Source organism: Streptomyces sp. NPDC096132 (assembly GCF_044763345.1).
Taxonomy (GTDB): domain Bacteria; phylum Actinomycetota; class Actinomycetes; order Streptomycetales; family Streptomycetaceae; genus Streptomyces.
Map to the genome: position 1 here is coordinate 253,336 of NZ_JBIWGA010000006.1, position 23,458 is coordinate 276,793.

20 protein-coding genes are annotated in these 23,458 nt (G+C 73.5%); 8 read left to right on the forward strand and 12 right to left on the reverse strand.

Translation table 11 applies throughout. From position 1 onward, the window contains the following. Positions 1 to 94 precede the first annotated feature (94 nt). Both ACIRF9_RS16840 and ACIRF9_RS16845 read left to right on the forward strand, forming a co-directional pair. Complete coding sequence (locus tag ACIRF9_RS16840) at positions 95 to 388, forward strand: DUF2530 domain-containing protein (RefSeq protein WP_403821888.1); 294 nt, start codon at positions 95 to 97, stop codon at positions 386 to 388. 116 nt (positions 389 to 504) lie between these two features. Beyond that, the gene (locus ACIRF9_RS16845) at positions 505 to 2,871 is read left to right on the forward strand and encodes an HAD-IC family P-type ATPase (protein WP_403821891.1); all 2,367 of its coding nucleotides are present in this window, start codon (positions 505 to 507) and stop codon (positions 2,869 to 2,871) included. Between the two features lie 13 nt (positions 2,872 to 2,884). Here ACIRF9_RS16845 and ACIRF9_RS16850 read toward each other — a convergent pair whose 3' ends face one another. From ACIRF9_RS16850 to ACIRF9_RS16875, 6 genes are all read right to left on the reverse strand, one after another. Further along, positions 2,885 to 3,679, reverse strand: a complete 795-nt coding sequence (locus tag ACIRF9_RS16850) for a hypothetical protein (RefSeq protein WP_403821894.1) — start codon at positions 3,677 to 3,679, stop codon at positions 2,885 to 2,887. Between the two features lie 177 nt (positions 3,680 to 3,856). After that, positions 3,857 to 4,669 carry a hypothetical protein gene (locus ACIRF9_RS16855; RefSeq protein ID WP_403821897.1) on the reverse strand — a complete coding sequence of 271 codons (813 nt, stop codon included), beginning with the start codon at positions 4,667 to 4,669 and terminating at the stop codon, positions 3,857 to 3,859. Positions 4,670 to 4,719: 50 nt separating this feature from the next. Beyond that, the gene (locus ACIRF9_RS16860) at positions 4,720 to 5,646 is read right to left on the reverse strand and encodes a hypothetical protein (protein WP_403821900.1); all 927 of its coding nucleotides are present in this window, start codon (positions 5,644 to 5,646) and stop codon (positions 4,720 to 4,722) included. 239 nt (positions 5,647 to 5,885) lie between these two features. Then, entirely contained in the window at positions 5,886 to 6,068 is a 183-nt protein-coding gene (locus ACIRF9_RS16865; RefSeq protein WP_403821903.1) for a hypothetical protein, read from the reverse strand. Positions 6,069 to 6,109: 41 nt separating this feature from the next. Next, positions 6,110 to 9,235 (reverse strand): sacsin N-terminal ATP-binding-like domain-containing protein, encoded by a 3,126-nt coding sequence (locus ACIRF9_RS16870; protein ID WP_403821906.1) that lies wholly within the window; start codon positions 9,233 to 9,235, stop codon positions 6,110 to 6,112. 1,025 nt (positions 9,236 to 10,260) lie between these two features. Beyond that, positions 10,261 to 11,187, reverse strand: coding sequence for a DUF3027 domain-containing protein (locus ACIRF9_RS16875; protein WP_403821909.1), 927 nt, complete (start codon positions 11,185 to 11,187; stop codon positions 10,261 to 10,263). 325 nt (positions 11,188 to 11,512) lie between these two features. Here ACIRF9_RS16875 and ACIRF9_RS16880 point away from each other — a divergent pair, with 325 nt between their 5' ends. The 4 genes from ACIRF9_RS16880 (at position 11,513) to ACIRF9_RS16895 (ending at position 15,090) form a co-directional block, all read left to right on the forward strand. After that, positions 11,513 to 12,943, forward strand: a complete 1,431-nt coding sequence (locus ACIRF9_RS16880; protein ID WP_403821912.1) for an MFS transporter — start codon at positions 11,513 to 11,515, stop codon at positions 12,941 to 12,943. 62 nt (positions 12,944 to 13,005) lie between these two features. Next, entirely contained in the window at positions 13,006 to 13,518 is a 513-nt protein-coding gene (locus ACIRF9_RS16885; protein WP_403821915.1) for a DUF2771 domain-containing protein, read from the forward strand. Between the two features lie 23 nt (positions 13,519 to 13,541). Beyond that, positions 13,542 to 14,249 carry a futalosine hydrolase gene (locus tag ACIRF9_RS16890; RefSeq protein WP_403821918.1) on the forward strand — a complete coding sequence of 236 codons (708 nt, stop codon included), beginning with the start codon at positions 13,542 to 13,544 and terminating at the stop codon, positions 14,247 to 14,249. Further along, positions 14,236 to 15,090 (forward strand): 1,4-dihydroxy-6-naphthoate synthase, encoded by an 855-nt coding sequence (locus ACIRF9_RS16895; protein ID WP_403821921.1) that lies wholly within the window; start codon positions 14,236 to 14,238, stop codon positions 15,088 to 15,090. The genes ACIRF9_RS16890 and ACIRF9_RS16895 overlap by 14 nt, the downstream gene beginning before the upstream one ends. Positions 15,091 to 15,265: 175 nt before the next feature. On the opposite strand, the gene ACIRF9_RS16900 is transcribed toward ACIRF9_RS16895, so the two are convergent. Then, on the reverse strand, positions 15,266 to 15,649 hold the full coding sequence (locus tag ACIRF9_RS16900) for a cold-shock protein (protein WP_385069837.1): 384 nt from the start codon (positions 15,647 to 15,649) through the stop codon (positions 15,266 to 15,268). A 179-nt stretch (positions 15,650 to 15,828) separates the two neighbouring features. Between ACIRF9_RS16900 and ACIRF9_RS16905 the strand changes: the two genes are divergently transcribed. Next, positions 15,829 to 16,086: a hypothetical protein gene (locus ACIRF9_RS16905; RefSeq protein WP_403821924.1), complete on the forward strand. Its 258-nt coding sequence runs from the start codon at positions 15,829 to 15,831 to the stop codon at positions 16,084 to 16,086. Here the strand turns inward: ACIRF9_RS16905 and ACIRF9_RS16910 are convergent. Together ACIRF9_RS16910 and ACIRF9_RS16915 are read right to left on the reverse strand one after the other, a co-directional pair. Continuing rightward, entirely contained in the window at positions 16,074 to 16,697 is a 624-nt protein-coding gene (locus ACIRF9_RS16910; protein WP_403821927.1) for an HAD family hydrolase, read from the reverse strand. The two genes, ACIRF9_RS16905 and ACIRF9_RS16910, sit on opposite strands and share 13 nt — an antisense overlap. Before the next feature lie 32 nt (positions 16,698 to 16,729). Beyond that, entirely contained in the window at positions 16,730 to 17,731 is a 1,002-nt protein-coding gene (locus ACIRF9_RS16915) for a hypothetical protein (RefSeq protein WP_403821930.1), read from the reverse strand. A 146-nt stretch (positions 17,732 to 17,877) separates the two neighbouring features. On the opposite strand from ACIRF9_RS16915, the gene ACIRF9_RS16920 reads away from it, so the two are divergent. Further along, positions 17,878 to 20,430, forward strand: a complete 2,553-nt coding sequence (locus ACIRF9_RS16920) for a helicase-associated domain-containing protein (protein WP_403821933.1) — start codon at positions 17,878 to 17,880, stop codon at positions 20,428 to 20,430. Positions 20,431 to 20,438: 8 nt separating this feature from the next. On the opposite strand, the gene ACIRF9_RS16925 is transcribed toward ACIRF9_RS16920, so the two are convergent. Genes ACIRF9_RS16925 through ACIRF9_RS16935 form a run of 3 tightly spaced genes read right to left on the reverse strand, consistent with a single transcriptional unit; the run spans position 20,439 to position 23,372 of the window. Continuing rightward, on the reverse strand, positions 20,439 to 20,993 hold the full coding sequence (locus ACIRF9_RS16925; protein ID WP_403821936.1) for a hypothetical protein: 555 nt from the start codon (positions 20,991 to 20,993) through the stop codon (positions 20,439 to 20,441). A gap of 38 nt (positions 20,994 to 21,031) precedes the next feature. After that, positions 21,032 to 22,126, reverse strand: coding sequence for an aKG-HExxH-type peptide beta-hydroxylase (locus ACIRF9_RS16930; protein ID WP_403821939.1), 1,095 nt, complete (start codon positions 22,124 to 22,126; stop codon positions 21,032 to 21,034). 40 nt (positions 22,127 to 22,166) lie between these two features. Then, a complete protein-coding gene (locus ACIRF9_RS16935) occupies positions 22,167 to 23,372 on the reverse strand; it encodes an FxsB family cyclophane-forming radical SAM/SPASM peptide maturase (protein ID WP_403821942.1) in 1,206 nt (401 codons plus the stop codon). Positions 23,373 to 23,458 lie beyond the last annotated feature (86 nt).

Below are 23,458 nucleotides of genomic sequence, written 5' to 3' on the forward strand. Positions count from 1 at the left end.
GAAGTGGTCAGACGCAAACGGTTTCAGTATGAACATATAACGTTGGGATCGGCCATCTGCGCGCGTAGATGTGACCACCTCGTAAGCTGGGCCCATGGCGAAGTGGACCCCCAAGCACGAGGCGCCGGAGCCCCTGGAGGGCCCTGTGGTCGCGACCATCACCGGCGGCACGATCCTCTGGTTCGTCCTCTTCCTCGTCCAGCTCCCCTTCTACGGCTGGTTCGACGACCACGGCCATCTGTGGTGGCTGTGGACCTGCCTGGCCGGGGGCGGGCTGGGGCTGATCGGCGTCTACTACGTCCGCAGGCGCGACGCGGCGATCAAGCGGGCGGAGGCAGCGGCCGAGCCGACCGAGCAGGCCGCCGCCAAGCAGACGGCCGCCGAGTAGCCGTACGACCGGCGTACTACGCCCGTCCTACCCCGGCGCCGCCCCCGTCCTCCCCAGGTCGGATCTTCGGCACCTTCGGGGGGTGAACCCCCAAATCCGCACGTACCGTCGATTCCATGACCCATATCGACGCACCCGCCACCGCGCCGCCGGCCACCGGACTCACCGCGGCCGAGGTCGCGGAGCGCGTCGCACGCGGTCAGGTCAACGACGTACCCGTGCGCAGCAGCCGGTCCGTGGGGGAGATCGTCCGCGCGAACGTCTTCACCCGGTTCAACGCGATCATCGGCGTCCTGTGGCTGATCGTGCTCGTCGTCGCCCCCTTCCAGGACGGCCTGTTCGGGTTCGTCATCCTCGCCAACACCGGGATCGGGATCATCCAGGAGTGGCGGGCCAAACAGACCCTGGACTCCCTCGCCGTCATCGGGGAGGTCCGGCCGACCGTGCGGCGGGACGGGGAGGCGGTCCAGGTCGCCACCTCCGACCTCGTCCTCGACGACCTGGTCGAGATCGGTCCCGGCGACAAGGTCGTCGTCGACGGGGTGTGCGCCGAGGCGGACGGGCTGGAGATCGACGAGTCGCTGCTGACGGGTGAGGCGGACCCGGTGGTGAAGCGGCCGGGCGACCAGGTGATGTCGGGCAGTTTCGTGGTCGCGGGCAGCGGCGCCTTCCAGGCCACCAGAGTCGGCCGCGAGGCCTACGCCGCCCAGCTCGCCGAGGAGGCCTCCCGCTTCACCCTCGTCCACTCCGAGCTGCGCTCCGGCATCTCCACGATCCTCAAGTACGTGACGTGGATGATGATCCCGGCCGCGATCGGGCTGATCGTCACCCAGCTGTTCGTGAAGGACAACGACCTCAAGGGGTCCATCGCCCGGACCGTCGGCGGGATCGTCCCGATGGTCCCGGAGGGCCTGGTCCTGCTCACCTCCGTGGCCTTCGCGATCGGCGTGATCCGGCTCGGCCGCAAACAGTGCCTGGTGCAGGAGCTCCCCGCCATCGAGGGCCTCGCCCGCGTCGACACCGTCTGCCTGGACAAGACCGGCACCCTCACCGAGGGCGGCATGGACGTCACCGGGCTGCGCACCCTCGACGGCGCCGACGAGACGTACGTACGGAAGGTGCTCGGCGCGCTCGGGGAGTCCGACCCGCGGCCGAACGCCTCCCTGCGGGCGATCATCGACGCCTATCCGGACGCCGAGGAATGGCGCTGCACCGAGTCCCTCCCCTTCTCCTCCGCCCGCAAGTACAGCGGCGCCACCTTCAGCGAGGGCAACGGGGAGACCAGCACCTGGCTGCTGGGGGCGCCCGACGTGCTGCTGGACGACGGCGACCCGGCGCTCGCCGAGACCGGGCGGCTCAACGAGCAGGGCCTGCGCGTGCTGCTGCTCACGCGCGCCGTACGGGACCTGGACGATCCCGACGTCGCCAAGGGGGCCGGGCCGGCCGCCCTCGTCGTCCTGGAACAGCGGCTGCGGCCCGACGCGGCCGACACCCTGCGCTACTTCGCCGAGCAGAACGTCCACGCCAAGGTCATCTCCGGGGACAACGCGGTGTCGGTGGGGGCGGTGGCCGCCAAGCTGGGGCTCAGCGGCCGTACGGTCGACGCGCGGCGGCTGCCCGCCGAGCGGGAGGCGATGGGCTCGGCCCTCGACGAGGGCACGGTGTTCGGGCGGGTCACCCCGCAGCAGAAGCGGGACATGGTCGGAGCCCTGCAGTCCCGGGGGCACACGGTCGCGATGACCGGCGACGGCGTCAACGACGTGCTCGCCCTCAAGGACGCGGACATCGGAGTGGCGATGGGCTCGGGCTCCGAGGCCACCCGCGCCGTCGCCCAGATCGTGCTGCTGAACAACAGCTTCGCCACCCTGCCGTCGGTGGTGGCGGAGGGCCGGCGGGTGATCGGCAACATCACCCGGGTGGCGACCCTGTTCCTGGTGAAGACGGTCTACTCGGTGCTGCTGGCGCTGCTGGTGGTGTGCTGGCAGGTCGAGTATCCGTTCCTGCCCCGGCACGTGACCCTGCTGTCCACCCTCACCATCGGCGTCCCGGCCTTCTTCCTCGCCCTCGCCCCCAACACGGAACGGGCCCGGCCGCACTTCGTACGGCGCGTGATGCGGTACTCGATCCCGGGCGGGGTGGTGGCGGGCGTCGCCACCTTCGTGACGTACCTGACCGCCCGTCACTACTACACCGGCGAGGGTGCCCTGGACGCGGAGACCAGCGTCGCGACCCTCACGCTGTTCCTCATCTCGATGTGGGTGCTGGCGATCGTCGCCCGGCCCTACACCTGGTGGCGGGTGCTGCTCGTGGCCTCGATGGGCGCGGGGTTCCTGCTGGTGCTGGCGGTGCCGTGGCTGCAGGACTTCTTCGCGCTGAAGCTGGTGGGGATGACGATGCCGTGGATCGCGGTGGGGATCGCGGGGGTGGCGGCGGCCGCCCTGGAGTTGGTGTGGAAGTGGGTCGACCGCCGTTTCCCCGCCTGAGGAGGCGTACCGCTTACTGCACGTCGACGAAGTCGCCCGCCGAGTTCACCGGCGAGGTGGTCGTGGTGCCCGCGAAGCTGTAGCGGAAGTAGCCGTCCGCCGACGCCGTGACCGTGGTCTTCAGGGTGCCGGTGGAGCTGGTCTTGATGGTCTTCAGGGTGGTGTAGGTGGTCGTGCCCGCCTTCCTGAACTGCAGCTTCACGTACTGGTACGCATACCCGGCGTACTTGTTGGTGTCCCAGTTGGCGCGGGCCAGCTTGCCGGTGACCGTGATGGTCCTGCCCTTCTTCACCGGCTCCGGGGTGGCGTCGGTGGTGAGGGTCGCCTTGCGCTGGATGTGGGTGGTGCCGAAGCCGGCCTGCCAGGTGAGCCCGCCGCTGTCGCCCGCGGCGAGGGCGCCGATCTTCCAGGTGCCCGCCGCGCTGTTGGTCAGGTCGTCGTCCGCGGAGGTCGCCGGACGGAACTGGATCTTGGCGGTGCAGTTCAGGACCGTCGAGGAGGCGGCCGTGCAGGTACCGGGGTCGTCACCGAGGACGATCTCGGCGTTCTCGTCGAGCGTCGTGCCGCGGTAGAGGACCGGGCCGCTTTCGAAGGAGCTCGCGCTGAGGGTGGCGGGCTTGGTGACGGTGTACGACGCGGAGACCGTGACCGTCGTCGTGGGACCGACCACGATGGCCTTGCCGCTGTTGACCTTCACGGCGGAGAAGGTGACGGCGGGACCCGCGGGAGCGGCCTGCGCGGCCGGTACGGCGAGAGCGGAGAGGGCCACGGCGCCGGAGGCGGCGAGGACGATGGCGCGTATGCGCATGTGCGTTCCCCATGAGGAGAGAAGTGATCTCGGGAGTCTGTTGACTCACTCAGTAGATCCGTGACGCATGGGGCGAGTTGTGCGAAGAGAGGTAAGGAGAGGGTAGGGGGACGGAAAGAGGACGGCCGTCCCCCGGTGGCTCCGGGGAACGGCCGTTCGCTGCCTGGGTTCTGCGTCCTACCGCACGTCGATGAAGTCGGCCGCGGAGTTGACCGCCGAGGTGGTCGTGGTGCCCGCGAAGACATAGCGGAAGTAGCCGTCGGCGGACGCCTTGACCGTGGTCTTCAGCGTGCCGGTGGAGCTGGTCCTGATGGTCTTCACGGTGGTGTAGGTGGAGCTGCCCTTCTTCTTGAACTGCAGCTTCACCGACTGGCTCGCGTAACCGGCGTACTTGTTGGTGTCCCAGTTGGCGCGGGCCAGCTTGCCCGTGACCGTGATGGTCTTGCCCTTCTTCACCGGCTCCGGGGTGGCATTGGTGGTGAGGGTCGCCTTGCGCTGGACCTTGGCGGTGCCGAGGTTGCTCTTGATGACCGGGTTGTCGTCGCTGAGCGAGGCGGCGACGGCGCCGATCTTCCAGCTGCCCGCCTGGGCGTTGGTCAGGTCGGCGAACTCCTCGTCGGTGGACTTCGGGCGGAGCTGGATCTTCGCCGTGCACTTGAGGACCTTGGCGGAGGCCGACGTGCAGGTGCCGGGCTCGTCGCCGACCAGGACGTCCTTGTCGGGGGTGTTCTCGCTGAGGGTGGTACCCCGGTAGAGGACCGGGATGGTGAGGGTGGTGTCCGGGTCCAGGTCGACCGAGCCGGTGACGGTGTACGAGGCACTGACCGTGACCTTGGCCGTGGAGCCGACCACGATGGGCTTGCCGCTGTTGACCTTCACGCTGGAGAACGTGTAGGTGGTCGCCGCCGGAGCGGCCTGCGCGGCCGGCACGGCGAACGCGGAGAGGGCGACGGCGCCGGTGGCGGCGACGACGAGGGCGCGTATGCGCATGTGCGTTTTCCTCAGTGTTCGAAAGACGTGGGTCTCGAGGGACGTGGGACTTACTTGACGTCGACGAAGTCACCCGCGGTGGTGACCGCCGGGGTGGTCGAGGTGCCCGCGAAGCTGTAGCGGAAGTAGCCGTCCTGCGCCGCCTTGACCGTGGTCTTCAGGTTCCCGGTCGAGTTGGTCTTGATGGTCTTCACGGTGGTGTAGGTGGAGCTGCCCTTCTTGCGGAACTGCAGCTTCACCGGCTGGCCCGTGTAGCCGTGGTACTTGTTGTCGTCCCAGTTGGCGCGGGACAGCTTGCCCGTGACGGTGATGGTCTTGCCCTTCTTCACCGGCTCGGGGGAGGCGTTGACGGTCAGCTTGGAGTAGCGCTGGAGCTTGGTGGTGGCGAGGTTGTCCTGCTCGGCGTAGCCGACCTTGGACCAGTCGATGTCCTCGAACTCCCGGCCGAGCTGGTCGTTGAAGTCGTAGACGTAGCCGCCGGCCTTCCAGGTGGTGGCGTCGACGTTGTTCAGCTCCTGGGACGGAAGGACGTCGATGGTCCCCTTGCAGGTGGCGGTGGTGGTCGAGGTCACCGTGCAGGTCGGCCAGTCGTCGCCCCAGAGGCGGTTCGCGGCGTTGACGTAGTCGGCGCCGCGGTAGATGTCCACATCCAGGAAGACGTCCGGGGCGGTGATGTCGAGGTCCGCGGAGTGCGTGACCTTGTACGTCACCGGGACGGTCACCTTGTTGGTGGTGCCCGCGACGATCGGCTTGCCGTTGTTGATCTTCACGCTGGAGAACGTGAGGTCCAGCGGGTACGGCTCGGCGGCGTCGGCGGTCGTGCCGGTGTACGCCGTCTTCCCGGAGGCGGCCCACGCCGCCTTCTGGATGTCTTCCTTGCCGTAGGAGGAGCCGCCGGCGGCCTGCGCGGCCGGCACGGCGAGAGCGGAGAGAGCCAGGGCGCCGGTGACGGCGGCCACGGTGGCACGGATGCGCATGCTTTCCCCCGGTGGATAAGAGGACCCTGGCGGTGGGCGTTCCCAACGGCTCGTCGTCGCACAGGACCCAAGTGAGTGTGGAGCCTGTTGGCTCGTCGAGTCAGATCCGCGGCGGGTGTGAATGGTTGTACGAAGTGATGAAGATTTTCTGACGGACCATCCGCTGCCGGCCCTCCTGCGCGAGAGGGCCCGTCCCGGGGTCGCCCGGGACGGGCCCTCGTCCGCCGATGCCCGGGGTGCTAGACCTTCGGCCACATCGACTTGCCGGCCGCGAGTGCGCCCTTGCCGTCACCCACGTACAGGCGCAGGTCGCCCGCGGTGGTCACAGCGGCGAGATCGCCCTTGCCGTCGCCGTCGAAGTCGCCGCCTGGAGCCCGAGGCGGACTGATCGCCCCCATGGCGTGGCCGAAGGGCCGCCCCACCGGAGCCTCTCCGGTGGGGCGGCCCTTCTCGTGTGCCGGGCTCAGTCGAACCAGCGGTCCCGCGCCAGCTCCCCCGTCCGGGACGGATCCTCCAGCAGCGCCGCCACCTCGAAGCGCCGCGGCCACTGGCCCGCCGCCCAGGCGAGGCCCGCGGCGACGCCCTCCAGGGTCGCGGCGTGCAGGACGCCGTCGTTGGTCAGGCGCCAGTCGATCTCGACGCCGTCGACGACGAGTTCCTCGTGCTCGACGTAGGTGGCCGGGGTGCGCGCGCCGAGGAGGACCCGTACCGACTCCGGTACGGCGTGTTCGGTGCCCTCGGAGTCGACCGAGCCGGTGACGGACTCGCTCAGACGGCGGACCTGGAAGAGTTCGGCCAGCTCGGCGGCGCGGGACGGCCGTACGGGCAGGAGGGGGACGCCCTCCGTGAAGGGGAGCAGGTCGGGCGAGTCGACGACCACCGCGTCGGCGGCGTCCACCACCTCCACCCGGCCGTCGACGACCGCCCGCAGGTCGTCGGGGAGGGTCACCTGCTCGGGGTCCAGCTCGGCCAACGCGCCGTACAGCCCGTGCAGTTGGGCGGCGCCGACGGGCCGGTCGGGGTCGGCGAGCCGCTCCAGCAGCTCGGCCGCGCCGCCCGGCTCGTCCAGCAACGCCGCCACCGAGGTCCGTACGCCCAGCGCCCGCAGGACCTGCTCGTCGTCGAAGCCGGTGGCGTCGGCCTCGTCGTACAGGCCGTGCAGGAGGGGGTCGCCGCCGGCCGCCAGCAGACCGGCGGGGCGGCGGCCGTCGAGGACCGGGTGGCCGCGCAGCCACCAGGCTGTGTACGGGCGTACGACCTCGTGGGTGCCGTCGGGGAGGAGGATGCGGACGGGCTGGGTGAGGGCGTCGCGCAGGGGCGGCTGGGCGAGCAGGGCGAGGGCCTGCGGCCAGCGGTCGTCGTCGACGAGGTCGAGGTCGCGGACGGCGACGAGTTCGGTGGCGACCGGCGGGACCGGCGAGTCGGGGAAGCGGTCGAGGATGTCCTCGGACCAGACGTCCACCGCGTCCAGCAGGCCCGCGTCGTCCGGCTCGGCGAAGTCGCCCTCGCGCGGCTCCAGTTCGTCGGGGTCGAGGACCACGTCCGTGGCGCGGACCAGCGCGAAGTTGGCCAGGACACCGCACGCGGCGAGCGGGCCCTCCCCCCACTTCTCCGCCAGCTCGGCATCGACGAAGGCCAGTTCGTCCTCGCGGATGACGGAGGCGAACGGGCTTCCGGGGAAGACGAGTTCGCCCGCCGGGACGAGTTCCCCGTCCTCGTCGGGCAGGGCCAGCGCGCCCAGCCACGGCTCGTCGCCGGACTCCAGGCCCGCGTCGCGGACGAGGGTGAGGACGGTGTCGGCGAGCTCCTCGGCGTCCGGGGTGTCCTGCTCGTCCCAGGCGCCGCCGTCGTCGTCCAGGGAGGCGGCGACCGCGGCCCGCACCTGCGGGGTGGTCAGCACCGCGCGGGGCGTGGCGGGCAGGGCGCCGAGCTTCTCCAGGAGGGGGTGCGCGGCGTCGGGGTGGGCGACCTTGAGGCCGAGGCGGGCGAGGACGTCCGGGTCGGCGCTCGCCGCGTCCGGGGTCGGCAGGAGCACCTGGCGGGGGCCAATGGTCGTCCGGCCGTCGGCCAGGGGAACCGGCAGCCCGGAGAGCCGGTCGGGGTCGACGCCGGCGAGGCTGTCGTAGAGCCGGTACCACCAGTCCGGGTCCTTCTCCAGGCCGGCGAGGCGGTCGATGGCGTCGGAGAGCGGGATGCGGGCGACGCCCAGGGTGCGCAGCTCGACGCGCCGCTCGAGACCGGCGGGCAGGAGGGTCGGCAGCACCTCGGCGAGGACCCGTACGGTGTCGGCGCCCGCGCCCTCGACCACCTCGGCGTCCCGGGGGCGCAGGGCCTCGGGGAGGTCGTCCTCGTCCTTGACGGGCGTGACGGCCGGCGGCAGGAAGGCGGTCCGGGGCAGACGGTCCAGGACGGCCCGGCGCAGGGCCCCGTCCAGCTCGCCCTTGCCGAGCGGACCGGGCACGAGGTCGATGACGCCGGGGGTCACCGGCCGCCATTCGGCGAGGAGTTCGGCGTAGGCGTCGGCCGCGCGCTGCACGAGGTGCTCGGTCAGCGGGCCGGGCGCGGCGTGCCGGCGGGTGGTGTCGAGCGGGAAGGACGCGATGAGCAGGGCGGGCACGCCGAGGGGCTCGTCGCTGGGGGTGGGGGCGTGCACGACGGGGCTGGTGCGGGGGCGGGCGGGGGCGCCCTGCTCGTCGACGGGCACGGCCCAGGTGACCGACCAGTGCGGCCGCAGCCGCTCCTCGACGGGGCGGTCGGCGAGCAGGTCGGGGGTGAGGGGGCCGTGCGCGGCGGTCGTACGCCAGCGGGTGGTGCCGTCCCGGGAGTCGTCGACGACGGTCAGGGCGCCGTCGATGGAGCGGCTCAGGGTGCGGGGGGCGCCGCCGTCGATCTCGATCACGACCTCTTCCAGGCCCGGCAGGGCGAGCACGAGGGCGTCGTCGACGGCGGTGAGGAGACGCTCGGCGAGGTCGGCGGCGGCCGTGTCGCGCAGCGGGAGGATGACCGCGGTGTCGTACGGGTCCGGGGCGGTGCCCTGGGCGGCGAACGGGAGACGCAGCAGCGGGACGTGTCCGTCGCGGCGGCGGATCTCGTCGCCGAGGCCGGGGCTGTGGCGGGCGGTGTCCTGGGCCAGTTCGCGGGCCTCCGGCAGGGACCAGCGGACACCGCCGTGCCGGCCGACGACGGCGGGCTCGTCGGTGACGGCGAGGACGGCGGCGAAGCCGACGCCGAAGCGGCCCACGGCCGACTGATGGGTGTCGCGCTTGGCGGAGGCGCGCAGGGTAGCGAGGGACTCGACACCGGCCGCGTCCAGCGGGGCGCCGGTGTTGGCGGCGACGAGGACGCCGTCCTGGAGGGTGAGACGCAGCCCCCCGGGGACGCCCGCCCTCGCCGCCGCGTCGGCCGCGTTCTGGGCGAGCTCCACGACGAGACGGTCACGGTAGCCGCCGAGGACGAGATCCTCCTCGGCGTTGGCGTCCTCGCGGAAACGAGCGGGACTGGTGGCCCAGGCGTCAAGTACACCGCGGCGCAGACGGGCCGTCCCGAAAGGATCGGCGCCTTCGGGGGCGGGCCGCACGAACTTGCTCACTGTCACTCTCCTCATCGGGCGTGACCACGAAGGTACCGCGAGCACGCACACGGCCCGTCCGGCGTTCGATGACGAGACTCCTCAGGGCGACGGGGGCCGGGGGCGAAGCCCTGGAGGGCCGGGGTCTGGGGGCGAAGCCCCGGGGCCGGGCCAGGGCCCGGGCGCAAAGCCCCGGCCGGGCCGGGGTCTGGGGGCAAAGCCCCCGGAGGACCGGGGGCTGCGGGCGAAGCCCCGGAAGGCCGGGGGCCAGGCGCGAAGCCCCGGAGGCCGGGGGCTGGGGGCAAAGCCCCGGCCGGGCCAGGGCCCGGGCGCAAAGCCCCGGCCGGGCCGGGGTCTGGGGGCAAAGCCCCGGCCGGGCCGGGGTCTGGGGGCAAAGCCCCCGGAGGACCGGGGGCTGCGGGCGAAGCCCCGGAAGGCCGGGGGCCAGGCGCGAAGCCCCGGAGGCCGGGGGCTGGGGGCAAAGCCCCGGCGGGACCGGGGGCTGGGCGCAAAGCCCCGGCGGGACCGGGGGCTGGGCGCAAAGCGGCGGGACCGGGGGCTGGGCGCAAAGCCCCGGCGGGACCGGGGGCTGGGCGCAAAGCCCCGGCGGGACCGGGGGCTGGGCGCAAAGCCCCGGCGGGACCGGGGGCTGGGCGCAAAGCCCCGGCGGGACCGGGGGCTGGGCGCAAAGCGGCGGGACCGGGGGCTGGGCGCAAAGCCCCGGCGGGACTGGGGGCTGGGCGCAAAGCCCCCGGAGGACCGGGGGCTGCGGGCGAAGCCCCGGCGGGACTGGGGGCTGGGCGCAAAGCCCCCGGAGGACCGGGGGCTGCGGGCGAAGCCCCGGCGGGACTGGGGGCTGGGCGCAAAGCCCCCGGAGGACCGGGGGCTGCGGGCGAAGCCCCGGAGGCCAGGGTCCAGGCGCGAACCCCCGGAAGGCCAGGGTCCAGGCGCGAACCCCCGGACGGCCGGGGCCGGGAGCAAAGTCCGGGGGCCGGGGGCGCAGCCCTCAGGGACGCGCGCCCCGTGCAGCCGTGGCCGAGAACCGCCTACGAGTGTCCCAGTTCCGCCGCCGCCTCGTCGGAGACGGGCGGTACCGAGCCCGAGTCCGCCGCCGGGCGCAGCGGGAAGGGGTCCACCCTCGTCTCGTCGATCACCGGCGGAGCCGGCTGCGGGGTCTTCGGCATGACCGCCGCCTCCGAGTGGCCGCCGCAGCCGTACGCCAGCGACACCACCCGGCCGTCCGCCGGGGAGAACTCGTTGGCGCAGACGCCGAAGGCCTGGCCGAGGGAGCCGCCGATGTGCTGGAGGAAGCCGCAGCTGACGCAGGTCGCGGGTGCCGCCTGGGCCATGGGGGTCTTGGCCCCGTAGGACTCCTCCCAGCGGTCGGCGGCGGTGTGCAGGCCGTACCGGGAGAGGACCCGGGCGCGGCGCAGGCCCAGCTCCTCCGCGAGCGCCGAGATCGAGCCGCGCGTCGGAGCCGTGGGCAGGGCGGCCGGCGGGGCCGCCGTCACCTCCGCGTCCTCCGCCTCCACCAGTTCCGCCATCTCGTGCGAGACGGGGGAGTTCGGCGGCGGCTCCTCCTCGCCCGACCAGCCGGGCTCCAGGCGCAGGTCCTCGGCGTCGGTGGGGAGCAGGTCGCCCGGGCCCATGTCGCCGGGGCGCAGCCGCTCGCTCCAGGGGACCCACTCGGGGGCCAGGACCGCGTCCGGGCCGGGCAGGAGCACCACCTCGTCCAGGGTCACGATCTTCGCGCGGGAGGCCCGCGCCACCGTGGCCGCCCAGCGCCAGCCCCGGTAGCCCAGTTCCTTGCACTCGAAGAAGTGCGTGACGACCCGGTCACCCTCGGAGAGCAGGCCTACGTGCTCGCCGACCACGCCGGGCGCGGCGGCCTCCTCGGCTGCGGCGCGGGCGAGGTCGACGGCCTCGGCGCACAGGCGGTCGGGGGTGCGGCTTCGCGTGGTCGCTGCGCTCACAGGTATCGCTTCTCTCCTACGCCGTCTCTCGGGTGCGCCGGCCTGAAGGCTGCGGGTGCGGACGGAGCGGACCAGGGGACCGCGTCGACGTCCGCGCCCGATCGCGCTCGGGCGCACCTGCTGTCATCCATTCTGCGGGATGTCCGGGAGGCGCGCGGCCGAGAACAATCGCCACGGCGCGCTACGCACGCTACCTGTTCCCGGACGCTCGGCCTACACCGACGGGATGTTTCTCCCCGCCGGTCCGCCTCCATCCGGTCACCGGATCCCCTCCATCCGCGCGGTAACCGCACTACGCACGCCTTTCTCGGGGCACTATGACGGAGTGGCAGCCGCGAAAGCACCCCAAGGTGCCACCGGGACCGGTGGGACGAAGGGGTTCAAGGGGAGGAGCCGGATCAGCGGTTCGGGCCGGGGCGGGTCCGTCCGCGCGGTCGGCCGTGCCCTGCACCTCCCGTTCACCGGCACCGCCCGCGGCATCAGGAAGGCCACGCACGCGCACGGCGCCGGGGAGTCCGGCCTCGGCAAGCTGATCGAGCTGCACGCCGTGAACGGCGCCGGGGACGTGATGATCACGGTCGCCCTCGCCTCCACCGTCTTCTTCTCCGTGCCCACCGACGAGGCCCGCGGCCGCGTCGCGCTCTACCTCGCCATCACCATGGCGCCCTTCACCGTCCTCGCCCCCGTGATCGGCCCCCTCCTCGACAAGCTCCCGCACGGCCGCCGGGCCGCCATGGCCGGCGCGATGCTGGCCCGCGCCCTGCTCGCGCTGATCATCGCCGGGGCGGTCGCCACCGGCGGCATCCAGCTGTACCCGGCCGCGCTGGGCGTGCTGGTCGCGTCGAAGGCGTACGGCGTCGTACGGAGCGCCGTGGTCCCGCGCCTGCTCCCGCCCCGCTTCTCGCTGGTGAAGGCCAACTCGCGCGTCACCCTCGGCGGGCTCCTCGCCACGGGGGTGGCGGCTCCGGTGGCGGCCGGGCTGCAGGCGATCGGGGAGCGCTGGCCGCTCTACGGCGCCTTCGTGATCTTCATGGCGGGTATGTTCCTGTCCTTCTCGCTCCCGCCGAAGGTGGACTCGGCGAAGGGCGAGGACGTGGCGCTGCTCGCGGCGGACGAGCAGCATCTGCACGGCCCGCACCGGCAGCCGGTCAAGCGCCCCGGCCTGCGGACCGTCGGCATCGCCGTCACCCACGCCCTCGGCGCCAACGCGGCCCTGCGCTGGCTGTCCGGCTTCCTGACCTTCTTCCTCGCCTTCCTGCTGCGCGAGCATCCGCTGACCGGGTCCAGCGCGGCCGTGTCGCTGGGCATGGTGGTCGTCGCGGCGGGCGCGGGCAACGCGCTCGGTACGGCGGTGGGGGCCTGGCTGCGGTCCCGGGCGCCGGAGATCATCATCGTGACGGTGCTGGCGTTCGTGCTGGGCGCGGCGATCACGGCCGCGGTCTTCTTCGGCGCGTTCCTGGTGGCGTGTCTGGCCGCGTGCGCCGGGTTCTCGCAGGCGCTGGCCAAGCTGTCGCTGGACGCGCTGATCCAGCGGGACGTGCCCGAGCTGGTGCGCACCTCGGCGTTCGCGCGCTCGGAGACCATGCTGCAGATGGCCTGGGTGCTGGGCGGCGCGATCGGCATCGTGATGCCGCTCAACGGCACGGCGGGCCTGTGCGTGGCCGCCGGGGTCCTCGCGCTCGGCTGGGTCACCACGGCCCGCGGCCTGCTGAGCTCGGCCCGCCACGGCGGCCACACCAAAGCCCGCGTGGCGTAACACACAGCCACGCCGCCCCCCACGTAGAGAGACCGCCGGACGTGCCCGATAGCCTTCGCCCCATGACCTCGATGCCCCGCGGCATTGCCGCTGATGCGCACAGCGCTGTGCGACGCCGCCGCGCCGTCGCCGCCGCCGGCGCCGTTTCCGCCGGACTGCTCGTCCTGTCGGCCTGCGACAAGCCGACGCCGATCTCCACGCTCACCGTCGGCCGCACCTCGGTCAGCTCCGAGGCCACCTGCGGCGGCGAGGGCGAGACCCTCAACGCCGCCGCGCTGACGAAGTGCCTCGCCGACAAGGACATCAAGTCCATCAAGGTCGACCCGGACGAGACCGTCCGCTTCGGTGTCGACCCCGACATCGCGGACAAGCGCTGGACGATCCTGATGAACGGTCAGCCGCTCACCGAGGACAGCGACAAGACGTACCGCACGATCCCGGGCAGCGTGTTCTTCAACGCCCAGTACGGCGCCCAGGGCGACTCGACCCTGGTCACCATCAAGGCCGGCGACGGCAAGAAGGACAGCCAGACCGCGACCGGTCTGTGGTCGTTCAAGCTGGAGAAGGACGACTAGTCACGTCCTCCGCCCGCATCCTCGTGGCCACCGCGGTCCCCGCCGAGCGGGACGCGGTGGCACGGGCGTTCCCGCAGCCCGGCCGGCCGGTGTTCGGGCCCGGTGTGGAACTGCATCGCGTCGACGACACCTTCGACCTGCTCGCCGCGGGCGTCGGCCCGGCGCTCGCCGCCGCGTCCGTCGCGGCCGCGCTGACCGCCGCCAGGCTCCAGGACACGCCGTACCACCTGGTCGTCTCGGCCGGCATCGGGGGCGGGTTCCTGCCCGAGGCCCCCGTCGGCTCCCTGGTCGTCGCCGACCGGATCACCGTCGCCGACCTGGGCGCGGAGAGCCCGGACAGTCCCGGCGGCTTCCTGCCGGTCACCGAGCTGGGCTTCGGCAGGGTCACCCATTTTCCGCCCAGGTCCCTCACCCGGGGCGCGGCGGCCGCCACCGGGGCCGGCCTCGGCACGATCCTGACCGTCTCCACCGTCACCGGCACCGCCGCCCGGGCCACGACCCTGCGCGAGCGCCACCCCCGGGCCCTGGCGGAGGCCATGGAGGGCTTCGCGGTCGCCGAGGCGGCCGACGCGCACAGCGCGGCCGTCCTGGAGATCCGCGCGGTCTCCAACCCGGTGGGTCCCCGTGACCGTGCCGCCTGGCGCATCGGCGACGCCCTGGCGGCCCTGACGGAGGCCTTCGGGAAGCTCGCACCCTTCCTGGAGAGTTGGAACCGACATGACCACCAGTGAGCAGCCGCTGCGGATCGCGTACTCCCCCTGCCCCAACGACACCTTCGTCTTCGACGCCCTCGCCCACGGCCGCGTCCCGGGCGCACCGGTCCTGGACGTGACGTTCGCGGACATCGACATCACCAACGGCATGGCCGAGCGCGGCGAGTTCGACGTACTGAAGGTGTCGTACGCCGTGCTGCCGTACGTCCTCGGCGAGTACGCGCTGCTGCCGTGCGGGGGCGCGCTGGGCCGGGGCTGCGGCCCGCTGGTGCTGACGAAGGAAGCGGGGCTGGACCTCACCGGCCGGACGGTCGCGGTCCCGTCCGAGAGGTCGACGGCGTACCTGCTGTTCCGGCTCTGGGCGGCGGACACCGTGCCCGGCGGGGTCGGCGAGATCGTCGTCATGCCGTTCCACGAGATCATGCCGGCCGTGCGGGACGGCAAGGTCGACGCGGGGCTCGTCATCCACGAGGCCCGCTTCACCTACCAGAACTACGGCCTGCACAAGCTCGCCGACATGGGCGAACACTGGGAATCCACGACCGGCCTGCCGATCCCCCTGGGCGCGATCATCGCCAAGCGCTCGCTGGGGTCCGAGACCCTCACCCGGCTCGCCGACTCGATCCGCACCTCCGTACGCGCCGCCTGGGACGCCCCCGAGGTCTCCCGCCCCTACGTCATGGAACACGCCCAGGAGATGGACCCGTCCGTCGCCGACCAGCACATCGGCCTGTACGTCAACGAGTTCACAGCGGACCTGGGCGAGGACGGCTACGCCGCCGTACGGGGGTTGCTGACACGCACGGCGGCCGAAGGGCTGGTGCCCGCCCTCGGACCCGAAGCACTCGCCTTCCCCTGACCCACCGGGCCACGCCAGCCGCCGACGGAGTCGGCACAGCCGCCCGCAGCCCGCGAAGCGGCGCAAGGACGGCAGAAAAAGATGCCGCCGCCGTACGGGGGTTGCTGACACACACGGCGGCCGAAGGGCTGATGCCCGCCCCTCGGACCGGATGCGCTGGAGTTCCCCTGAGCGGTCAGACGTCCAACTGGTCGGCGACCGCCCGCAGCAGGCCGGCGATCTTCTTGCCGGAGGCCTTCTCGGGGTAGCGGCCCTTCTCGAGCATCGGCGTGATGTTCTCGAGGAGGGTCGTCAGGTCCTGCACGATGGAGGCCAGTTCGTCGGGCTTCTTGCGCTGGGCCGCGGCGACCGACGGGGTCGGGTCGAGGAGGACGACGGAGAGTGCCTGGTCGCCGCGCTGGCCGGCGACGACACCGAACTCCACTCGCTGGCCCGGCTTCAGTGTCTCGACTCCGGCGGGGAGGACCGAGGAATGGACGAAGACGTCACCGCCGTCGTCGCGGGAGAGAAAGCCGAAGCCCTTCTCGCTGTTGAACCACTTGACCTTGCCGGTAGGCACGTCTGTCCTCGTCCTCGTACTCGTCGGAAACTTGCTTCTGGAAAAATCAGTTCTGGAACGGCTCTTGATAGCAGTCGGGCGGGTCGTCCATGACCCGCCGGTACCAAGGCTAATGGTCTTCGGGCGGGTGACAAGACGTCGCCGGGTTGTTCCTTCGCGCTGGGAACTACCCTGGTCCGGTGCGTGACAAAACCCAAACGAATTCCGCCGCTCCCGGTGACCGACTGATCCGTGCCGGCGCCATCGTGTTCTTCGTCGGCGCCGTGGCCACCCTCGTCACGGTCGCCCCGCTGTTCTTCGGTACGACGCCTTTTCCGACGTACATGTTCGGACTGAGCATGCTCATGGGCGTCGGGTTCCTGGTCGCGGGCGCGGGTGTGCTGCGGTCGGCCGCGGCGGGGCGGCGTCAGGCGCGGGCCGGAAGTCAGCCCTCGTAGTCCGCGAACCACTCCCCGAACTGGTTCAGATCGTCGAGTACGACGTCCGCCCCGGCCTCGGTCAGTTCCGCCGCGCTGCACGGCCCCGTGGCCACGGCGACGGACAACGCCTCCGCGAGGCGTGCGCCGCGTACGTCCCCGACATGGTCGCCGACGTAGACGGACGCACCGTGCTCGCGCAGGGCCTCCGCCTTCCGCTCGGCCCACAGGTTGCCGATCACCGCGTCGGGCGCCATGCCCAGGTGCCGCATGTGCAGCTTGGCGTTGGGCTCCCACTTGGCGGTGACGACTATGACGCGGCCGCCGGCCGCCTGTACGGCGGTGATCGCCTCCCGCGCGCCGGGCATCGCGAGCGTGCCGGTGACGGCGTACTCCGGGTAGATCTCGCGGTAGAGGTCGGCCATGGCCGGGATCTCCTCCGCCGCGAACCAGTACGCCATCTCCTCCTCCAGCGGTGGCCCCAGCCGTGTGACCACCAGGTCGGCGTCGACGTACGTCCCCGTCCGCGCGGACAGTTCCACCCAGCAGGCGCGGATGCCGGGCCGGGAGTCGATGAGGGTCATGTCGAGGTCGAAGCCGACGGTGAGGGCGGGAGCGGGAGCGGCGGTCATGGGGGCCATTCTGCCGGTCCGGTGTACCCGCCCTATTTCTGCCGCTGGGACCGCCAGACCAGGAACAGCGCCGACGCCACGGCCGCGCCCCGGACCACCCACGGCCAGGTCTCGGCGATCGCGTCGTTCATGTGGCCCTCGGCGATGGGCGCACCCCAGCGGCCCTCGCCGCGCCCCCACAGCCACACCACCCCGGCCGCGACGGACAGCCCCGGCAGCCATACGACCGCCAGCTTGGTCTCCCGCTCGGTCAGCCGGCGCGAGACGTACGCGACGGCCCACCCGGCCAGCAGCACAAGCAGGTTGCCGAGCACCGCGCCGACGACGAGGGCACCGGCGGCGAGCAGCAGCAGGGGGTTGCTCCAGCCGCCGCCGGAACGCAGGGAGGGCAGGAGCCGGCGCCGGCCGGCGGGGGCCGCCGCCGCGTCACCGGCCGGTTCCTCCGCCTCCGCGGCCGGCTCCTCCTCGGGCTCCTCCTCCTTCTCGCGCCGCGGCGGCTTCAGCATGTCCGGGATCTCGACCCCGCCGACGAACCCGGGCACTTCGTCCCCGCCGCCGAACGGATCCGACTCCCGCCACCACTCGGGCACGTCCACGTCGTCGCCGAGCGCACGCCCCCCGCTCCGGGGCGGCGGCAACGGCACGTCCGAGGACGGGAAGGGGGATTCGGACGGGGGCGAGGGGGCGGCGGGTGTGCCCGGGCGGGGCCGGGGCACCCGCCGCCGCAGGCCCTTCGGCCGCGGCGGGTCCTCGTCGGCCCGCTGTACGGGCACGGAGGGCGCCGGTGCCCGCGGCGCACCGCCCTCCCCGTCGGCCGCCGCGGTGACGACGTCGTCCGGGCTGCCGAGACGGTCGATGATCCGGCGGACGGCGGCGGGCGAGTCGACGGCGGCCTTGGCCCGGCGCCGGTCGATCTCGTTGCGCAACTCGGACACGAGCCGCATCCGCGTGGCCGACGACAACTGCCGTTGCTGGGCGACATCGCCGACGCGGCTCAGATACTCGTAGACGACCTGGTCGCTCTCGATCCCCACGGGGGAGACGCTATCGCGCAGGCACGACCATCCAGCCCAGGCCGGCACTTCAGGGCCGAAGAGGGGCCTGGGGGCACAGCCCCCAGGGACGGTCACCCCCACCACGTCGGCTCGACCGCCGGAGGCAACCCGCTAACGTGGGCAAGATGAGCACCGAGGACCACCCGGCCCCCCGGTCCCTCGCGGAAGCGCTCCGCGCCAGGGACGACGCCTCCCTGGCCACCCTCCTGCGCAGCCGCCCCGACCTCATCACCCCGGTCCCCACCGACCTCACCCAGCTCGCCACCCGCGCCGGCACCCGTGCCTCCGTGGTCCGCGCGCTGGAACGCCTCGACCGCTTCGCCCTGCAGACGGCGGAGGCCCTGGCGGTGGCGGCGGACCCGGCGTCGTACGACGAACTGCTCGGCCTGATGGCCGGGGACGCGCGCGACCCGGACGTGTCGGCCGCGCTGCCCGCCGCCCTGGCAACCCTGCGCGAGCAGGCCCTGGTCTGGGGCGCCGACGACCGTCTGCGGCTCGTCCGCACCGCCCGTGAGCTGCTCGCGCCGTCGCCGCAGCATCCGTCCCCGACGGGGCTGGGGCCGAGTGTGCGGGAGGCGACGGCGGGGATGTCGCCGGGGCGGATCCAGGAGATCGTGGCGACGGCGGGGCTGCCCTCCACGCACGACTCCGTCTCCGCCGTCGACGCGCTGACCGCGCTGTTCACACACCGGAGGCGGATGAGGAAGCTGCTCTCCGAGGCCCCGCCCGAGTCCCTGGAGGTCCTGGAGCGACTGGTGTGGGGCCCGCCGTACGGCCAGGTCACCCATGACCCGGCCCCCCGGCTGCGCCGACTGCTCGACCGCGGGCTGCTGCTGCCGACGACACCCGGCACGGTCGTCCTGCCCCGCGAGGTCGCCCTGCATCTGCGGGCGGGCCGCGCACACCGTGCGCCCGAGCCGCTGCCGCCCGCCGTGGAACCGGCCGCCACGCATCCTCCACAGGTTGTGGACACGACGGCGGCCGGACAGGCGTACACCGCGCTGGCGACGGTGGAGGAACTGCTGAAGGACTGGGACGAGGGCGGGCCGGCGGTGCTGCGGGCCGGCGGGCTGAGCGTGCGGGACCTGAAGCGGACCGCCGTCGCCCTCGACGTACCGGAGCCGGTCGCGGCCTTCTGGGTGGAACTGGCCTACGCGGCCGGGCTGATCGCGTCCGACGGCGAGGCCGACGAGCGGTACGCGGCGACCCCGGCCTACGACGAGTGGCTGGAGCGTCCGCCCGCCGAGCGGTGGGTGCGGCTCGCCGAGGCATGGCTGGCGGCGACGCGGACGTCCGGGGTGGTCGGCGGGCGGGACGCGAAGGAGCGGGCGTTGTCGGCGCTCGGCCCCGGGCTGGACCGGTCGGCCGCGCCGGAGGTACGGCACCGGGTGCTGGCGCTGCTGGCCGGTCTGCCGGAGGGCTCCGCGCCGGAGGCGGGGGCGGTGCTGGCCCGGCTGCGCTGGGAGCGACCGCTGCGCGGCCCGCAGAGCGGCCCGGCCCCTCAGGGCGAGGACGATCTGCGGTCCCGCCTCGCCCGCTGGACCCTGACCGAGGCCGAACTGCTGGGCGTGACCGGGCGCGGCGCGCTGTCGGCGCAGGGCCGCGCCCTGATCGGCGTGTCACCGGCCGCCCGAAGCAGACGCACGGAACCGCGGGGCCCCGGCGACAAACTGCCGGTCCACCACCACCGTACGGCCGCCCCGCTCGCCCCCCTCTCCCCGCCCGAGCGGGCCGTGGCCGCCGCGGCCGCCGCCCGTCTGCTGGCCCCGCTGCTGCCCGAGCCCCTGGACCACGTGCTGCTCCAGGCGGACCTGACGGCGGTGGCCCCCGGCCCGCTGCGGCGCCCGCTCGCCGAGGTCCTGGGTGTCCTCGCCGACGTGGAGTCCAAGGGCGGCGCGACCGTCTACCGCTTCACACCGGGCTCCGTACGCCGTGCCCTGGACGCCGGCCGCAGCGCCTCCGACCTGCACGCCTTCCTCGCCGCGCACTCGCGTACACCGGTGCCGCAGCCGCTCGCCTATCTGATCGACGACGTGGCGAGGAAGCACGGCCATCTGCGGGTCGGCGCGGCCTCGGCGTACGTCCGCTGCGACGACGACACCGTCCTGAACGAGATCCTCGCCGACAAGCGGGCCGCTGCCCTGCGGCTGCGCCGGCTCGCACCGACCGTGCTGGCCGCCCAGGCCGACCCGGGCACCCTCCTGGAGGGCCTGCGCGCGATGGGCTACGCGCCCGCCGCCGAGTCCGCCGAGGGCGATGTCCTGATCACCCGCGCCCACGCCCACCGCACCCCGCCCCGCACGGCCCCCGAGCCGGTGCCGGAGGGCCCGCCGGTCCCCGACGGCACGCTCCTGACGGCGGCGATCCGCGCGATCCGGGCGGGCGATCTGGCGTCGACGGCCCCCCGCAAGCCGACGAACACCACGGCCCCGCTCGCCCCCGGCGAGCTCCCCCGCACCAGTTCCGCCGAGACCCTCGCCACCATGCAGGCCGCCGTCCTCACCGGCGAGGCCCTGTGGATCGGCTACGTCAACGCCGAGGGCACCGCCAGCCAACGCGTCATCGCCCCCGTACGGGTCGAGGGCGGCTTCGTCACGGCGTACGACCACACGGCGGACGAGGTGAGGACGTATCCGCTGCACAGGATCACGGGGGTGGCGGAGTTGGCGAACGACTGACAACCCACTCAGCAATCCCCCACCGGCGCATCCGCGGCCAGCCCGAAGTGCACCCGGGCCGCCGTCTCCAGCCCGGCGGCACTCATCGCGTCGTCGAGCCGCGCCTCGGCGAACACGCTGAAGTGCTTCTCCTCCCAGTCCGCGTACCCGGCCCCGTCCGGCGGCTCCTCCTGGGCCACGACGCGATAACCCCCGCTCTCCCCCTCCCGCTCCAACCGCATCACCTGCGGATGGTGCGAGCCACCGCACTCCAGCAACGCGCCCTCGCGCACCCCGTACTCCACGCACAACGTGTCGACCCCCGCCCGCACCCGGCCGTCGTCCTCCCGCAGGTCCAGTGCCGACGCCTCGCAGAACCACTTCGCCCTCAAGGCGGGCTCGCTCTCGCCGTATCCGTCCCCCTGGGACTGTGCCAGCAGCCGCGCCTCGATCGCGGGCCGTACGTCCGCCCACAGCCCGGCGTCCACCCCGGCACCGGTCGTCGTCCCCCGCGCCCACGCCCCGGTCGCCACCAGCACCACCACGGCCCCTACACCGGGCCCCCAGACACGTACGGAAGTCACCACCCCGCTCCTCCCCCGGCCGCACGGCCGCCGAAGGACTAGACAGCGCTGGGCCGCTCATGGTTGCCCGGCTCTTCCTCCGGCCGCGCCAGGGCCCGCCCCATCTCCTCGGCGAACCGCCGCCCGGCCGGAAGGAGTTCACCACTGCCGAGGAGCGTGTCGACGGCGCCCCGGGTGTGCCCGTGCCAGGTGGCGTGCTCCCGCTCGGCCCGGAGATCGGGTGCGGCGGCGGTCCGTTCGGTGTGCCAGAAGTCGCAGACGCCCAGATGGGCGTACGTCCCCTGGAGGAGCGCGTCCAGCGGGCGGGGGTCGGGGCGCCAGGGGGCGTGGTAGCGGGCCGGTGACACCGGGCCGTGCAGCGGGACCAGGTCGAGCAGGGCGCCGAGCTGGACGTGCAGGAACTCATGGACCAGGGTCAGTGCGAACAGCACCGGATCGCCGGGCAGGGAGAGGGCGACGGCGCCGTAGGCCCGGCGGGCCGCCGAACTCACCGAGGTGCCGCCGGGGGCGGGTCGCAGCGGCACCAGGGTGGTCAGACAGGCGGCGACGGCCTTGGCGTGCCAGGGGTGGCGGCGGACCAGGATCCGCCAGGCGCCGTCCAGCGCCCGCTGCCAGCGGTGCACCTCGTCGGCGGTCTGCGCGGCGGCCGGCGGGTGACCGTGGCTGTCGCGGAAGGGGCCGCGGTCGGCCAGCCGTACGCGCAGCACGGCGCCGTCGCACTCGGTGCGCAGCAGATGCGGGCCGGACAGCGCGGCGGGTCCGCCGTGGACCAGTTCGCCGAACCAGGACAGGGCGGGGCGGCCGCCGTGGGCACACTCGGCGAGTGCGCGGGCCAGGCCCTCGTCCAGGTAGGGGTGGAGCATCGTCTCCTCCCAGCGGTCCGGGTCCTCGCGGTGCATCCGGGTGAGTCTGCGGTACGGCTCGTCGAAGCCGGCGGCCGCGGGCAGCGAACGGCGTACGGCCACCGTCAGGAGCATGCGTTTGCTGAGCTGGCCGCGCCGCAGCGCCGCCACGGCATCGGCGCCGCCCCGGGCGCGGGCGACGGCGTCGAACATCTCCGGGGCCAGGGCGTGCGCGGGGAGGCCGTCGGCGGCGGAGGGGCGGGGGCGGGAGTCGGAGGGCGGTACGGGCACTGCGGGCTTGCTCCTCGCGGGTGGGACGGGTGTGGCGCCGTCAGCTCGGAACCGGTTGTGCCGCCGTGCCGAGTGCCGTGACGTCCCTGCGGAGGCGGTCGGCGACATGGTCGACGAGGACGGCGAGGTCCGGGCAGTAGACGGACGGGGCGGCGAACGGGTTCGGCCCTGCGTCGGGGTGGTAGCGGTGCGCGTACAGCCCGCCGCCGCAGACCGCCGAGCGGGGGCAGGCCGCGCAGACGGGGGCGAGACCGGCCCGCCCGCGCTGGCGGGCCCGGAACGCCTCGTGCCGGGCGGCATCGGCGAAGGTGTGGTGGAAGACGTCCAGACCGGTGGCGGGGGCTCCCGGGTAGGTCACCTTCAGCGAGTCGGCCTGCTCCATGGTGCCGTCGGTCTCCACCACGACGAGGTCGACGGGGGCAAGGCCCACGGCCTCGCTGTTGGCGGTGCCGCCGAGCAGCAGGACCGCGATCTCCTCGAAGAGGCGGATGCCGGTCTCCCGGCGGGGCGCGTCGGCCCAGCGGTCGAACACCGCGCACAGCCACCGCGCGTAGGGCACCGGCCCGGCCGGGGCGGTGCCGGGTGCCGTGCGGGGCGGGACGGCTCGGGCGGTCAGGCCGGGCGGCGGGGTGTGCCAGGTGGCGTGCGGCAGGAGCAGGTCCAGCCGGGGCGGGGAGAACTCCAGCAGGGCCTCGTAGGTCTCCACCGGGTCGGCGGCCAGGTCGATGGTGCACAGCACGCCCGCGTACACCTCGCGGTAGGGGCCGGCGAGGAGCCGCAGCGCCCGTGCCACATCGGCGTGACTGCCGCGGCCGTCGGGGCGTCGGCGGTGGCGGTCGTGGGTGGCGGCGGTGCCGTCGATGCTGACGCCGACGCTCACCGCGTGGTCCCTCAGGACCGGCAGCAGGGCCGGGTCCTCGGCCAGCCGCAGGCCGTTGGTCTGGAGCTTGAACACCGGGCGCGCCACCCCCTCAAGGGCGGCGGTGAGCTCGTGCAGCATGGCGTCCAGCCGCGCGGCCCCCACCAGCAGCGGCTCGCCGCCGTGCAGCACGACATGGACCTCGGACAGGTCGTGGGCGCGGGCGTGCTCGGCGATGAGTGCGGCCGCGCGGCGCACGGTGCCGGGGTCCATGAACCGGGGCCGGTCGCGCCAGCTCTGGTCCGCGGACTCGTAGACGTAGCAGTAGTCGCACGCGAGGTTGCAGCGGCTGTGGATCTTCAGCAGGAACTGCCGGAAGGGAACCATGGGCCAGCCTCGCTCGATCGCGCCGGTGCCGGAGCCGCTCCCGCCGACGGCCGGGTCGACACGGGAACGGGGGGCTTGGCGGGTGG

Bases quoted from the DNA above. Each gene is read 5' to 3' on its own strand.
- ACIRF9_RS16840 (WP_403821888.1), top strand. From the start codon at position 95: ATGGCGAAGTGGACCCCCAAGCACGAGGCGCCGGAGCCCCTGGAGGGC.
- ACIRF9_RS16845 (WP_403821891.1), top strand. From the start codon at position 505: ATGACCCATATCGACGCACCCGCCACCGCGCCGCCGGCCACCGGACTC.
- ACIRF9_RS16850 (WP_403821894.1), bottom strand. From the start codon at position 3,679: ATGCGCATACGCGCCATCGTCCTCGCCGCCTCCGGCGCCGTGGCCCTC.
- ACIRF9_RS16855 (WP_403821897.1), bottom strand. From the start codon at position 4,669: ATGCGCATACGCGCCCTCGTCGTCGCCGCCACCGGCGCCGTCGCCCTC.
- ACIRF9_RS16860 (WP_403821900.1), bottom strand. From the start codon at position 5,646: ATGCGCATCCGTGCCACCGTGGCCGCCGTCACCGGCGCCCTGGCTCTC.
- ACIRF9_RS16885 (WP_403821915.1), top strand. From the start codon at position 13,006: ATGACCTCGATGCCCCGCGGCATTGCCGCTGATGCGCACAGCGCTGTG.
- ACIRF9_RS16895 (WP_403821921.1), top strand. From the start codon at position 14,236: ATGACCACCAGTGAGCAGCCGCTGCGGATCGCGTACTCCCCCTGCCCC.
- ACIRF9_RS16910 (WP_403821927.1), bottom strand. From the start codon at position 16,697: ATGACCGCCGCTCCCGCTCCCGCCCTCACCGTCGGCTTCGACCTCGAC.
- ACIRF9_RS16920 (WP_403821933.1), top strand. From the start codon at position 17,878: ATGAGCACCGAGGACCACCCGGCCCCCCGGTCCCTCGCGGAAGCGCTC.
- ACIRF9_RS16935 (WP_403821942.1), bottom strand. From the start codon at position 23,372: ATGGTTCCCTTCCGGCAGTTCCTGCTGAAGATCCACAGCCGCTGCAAC.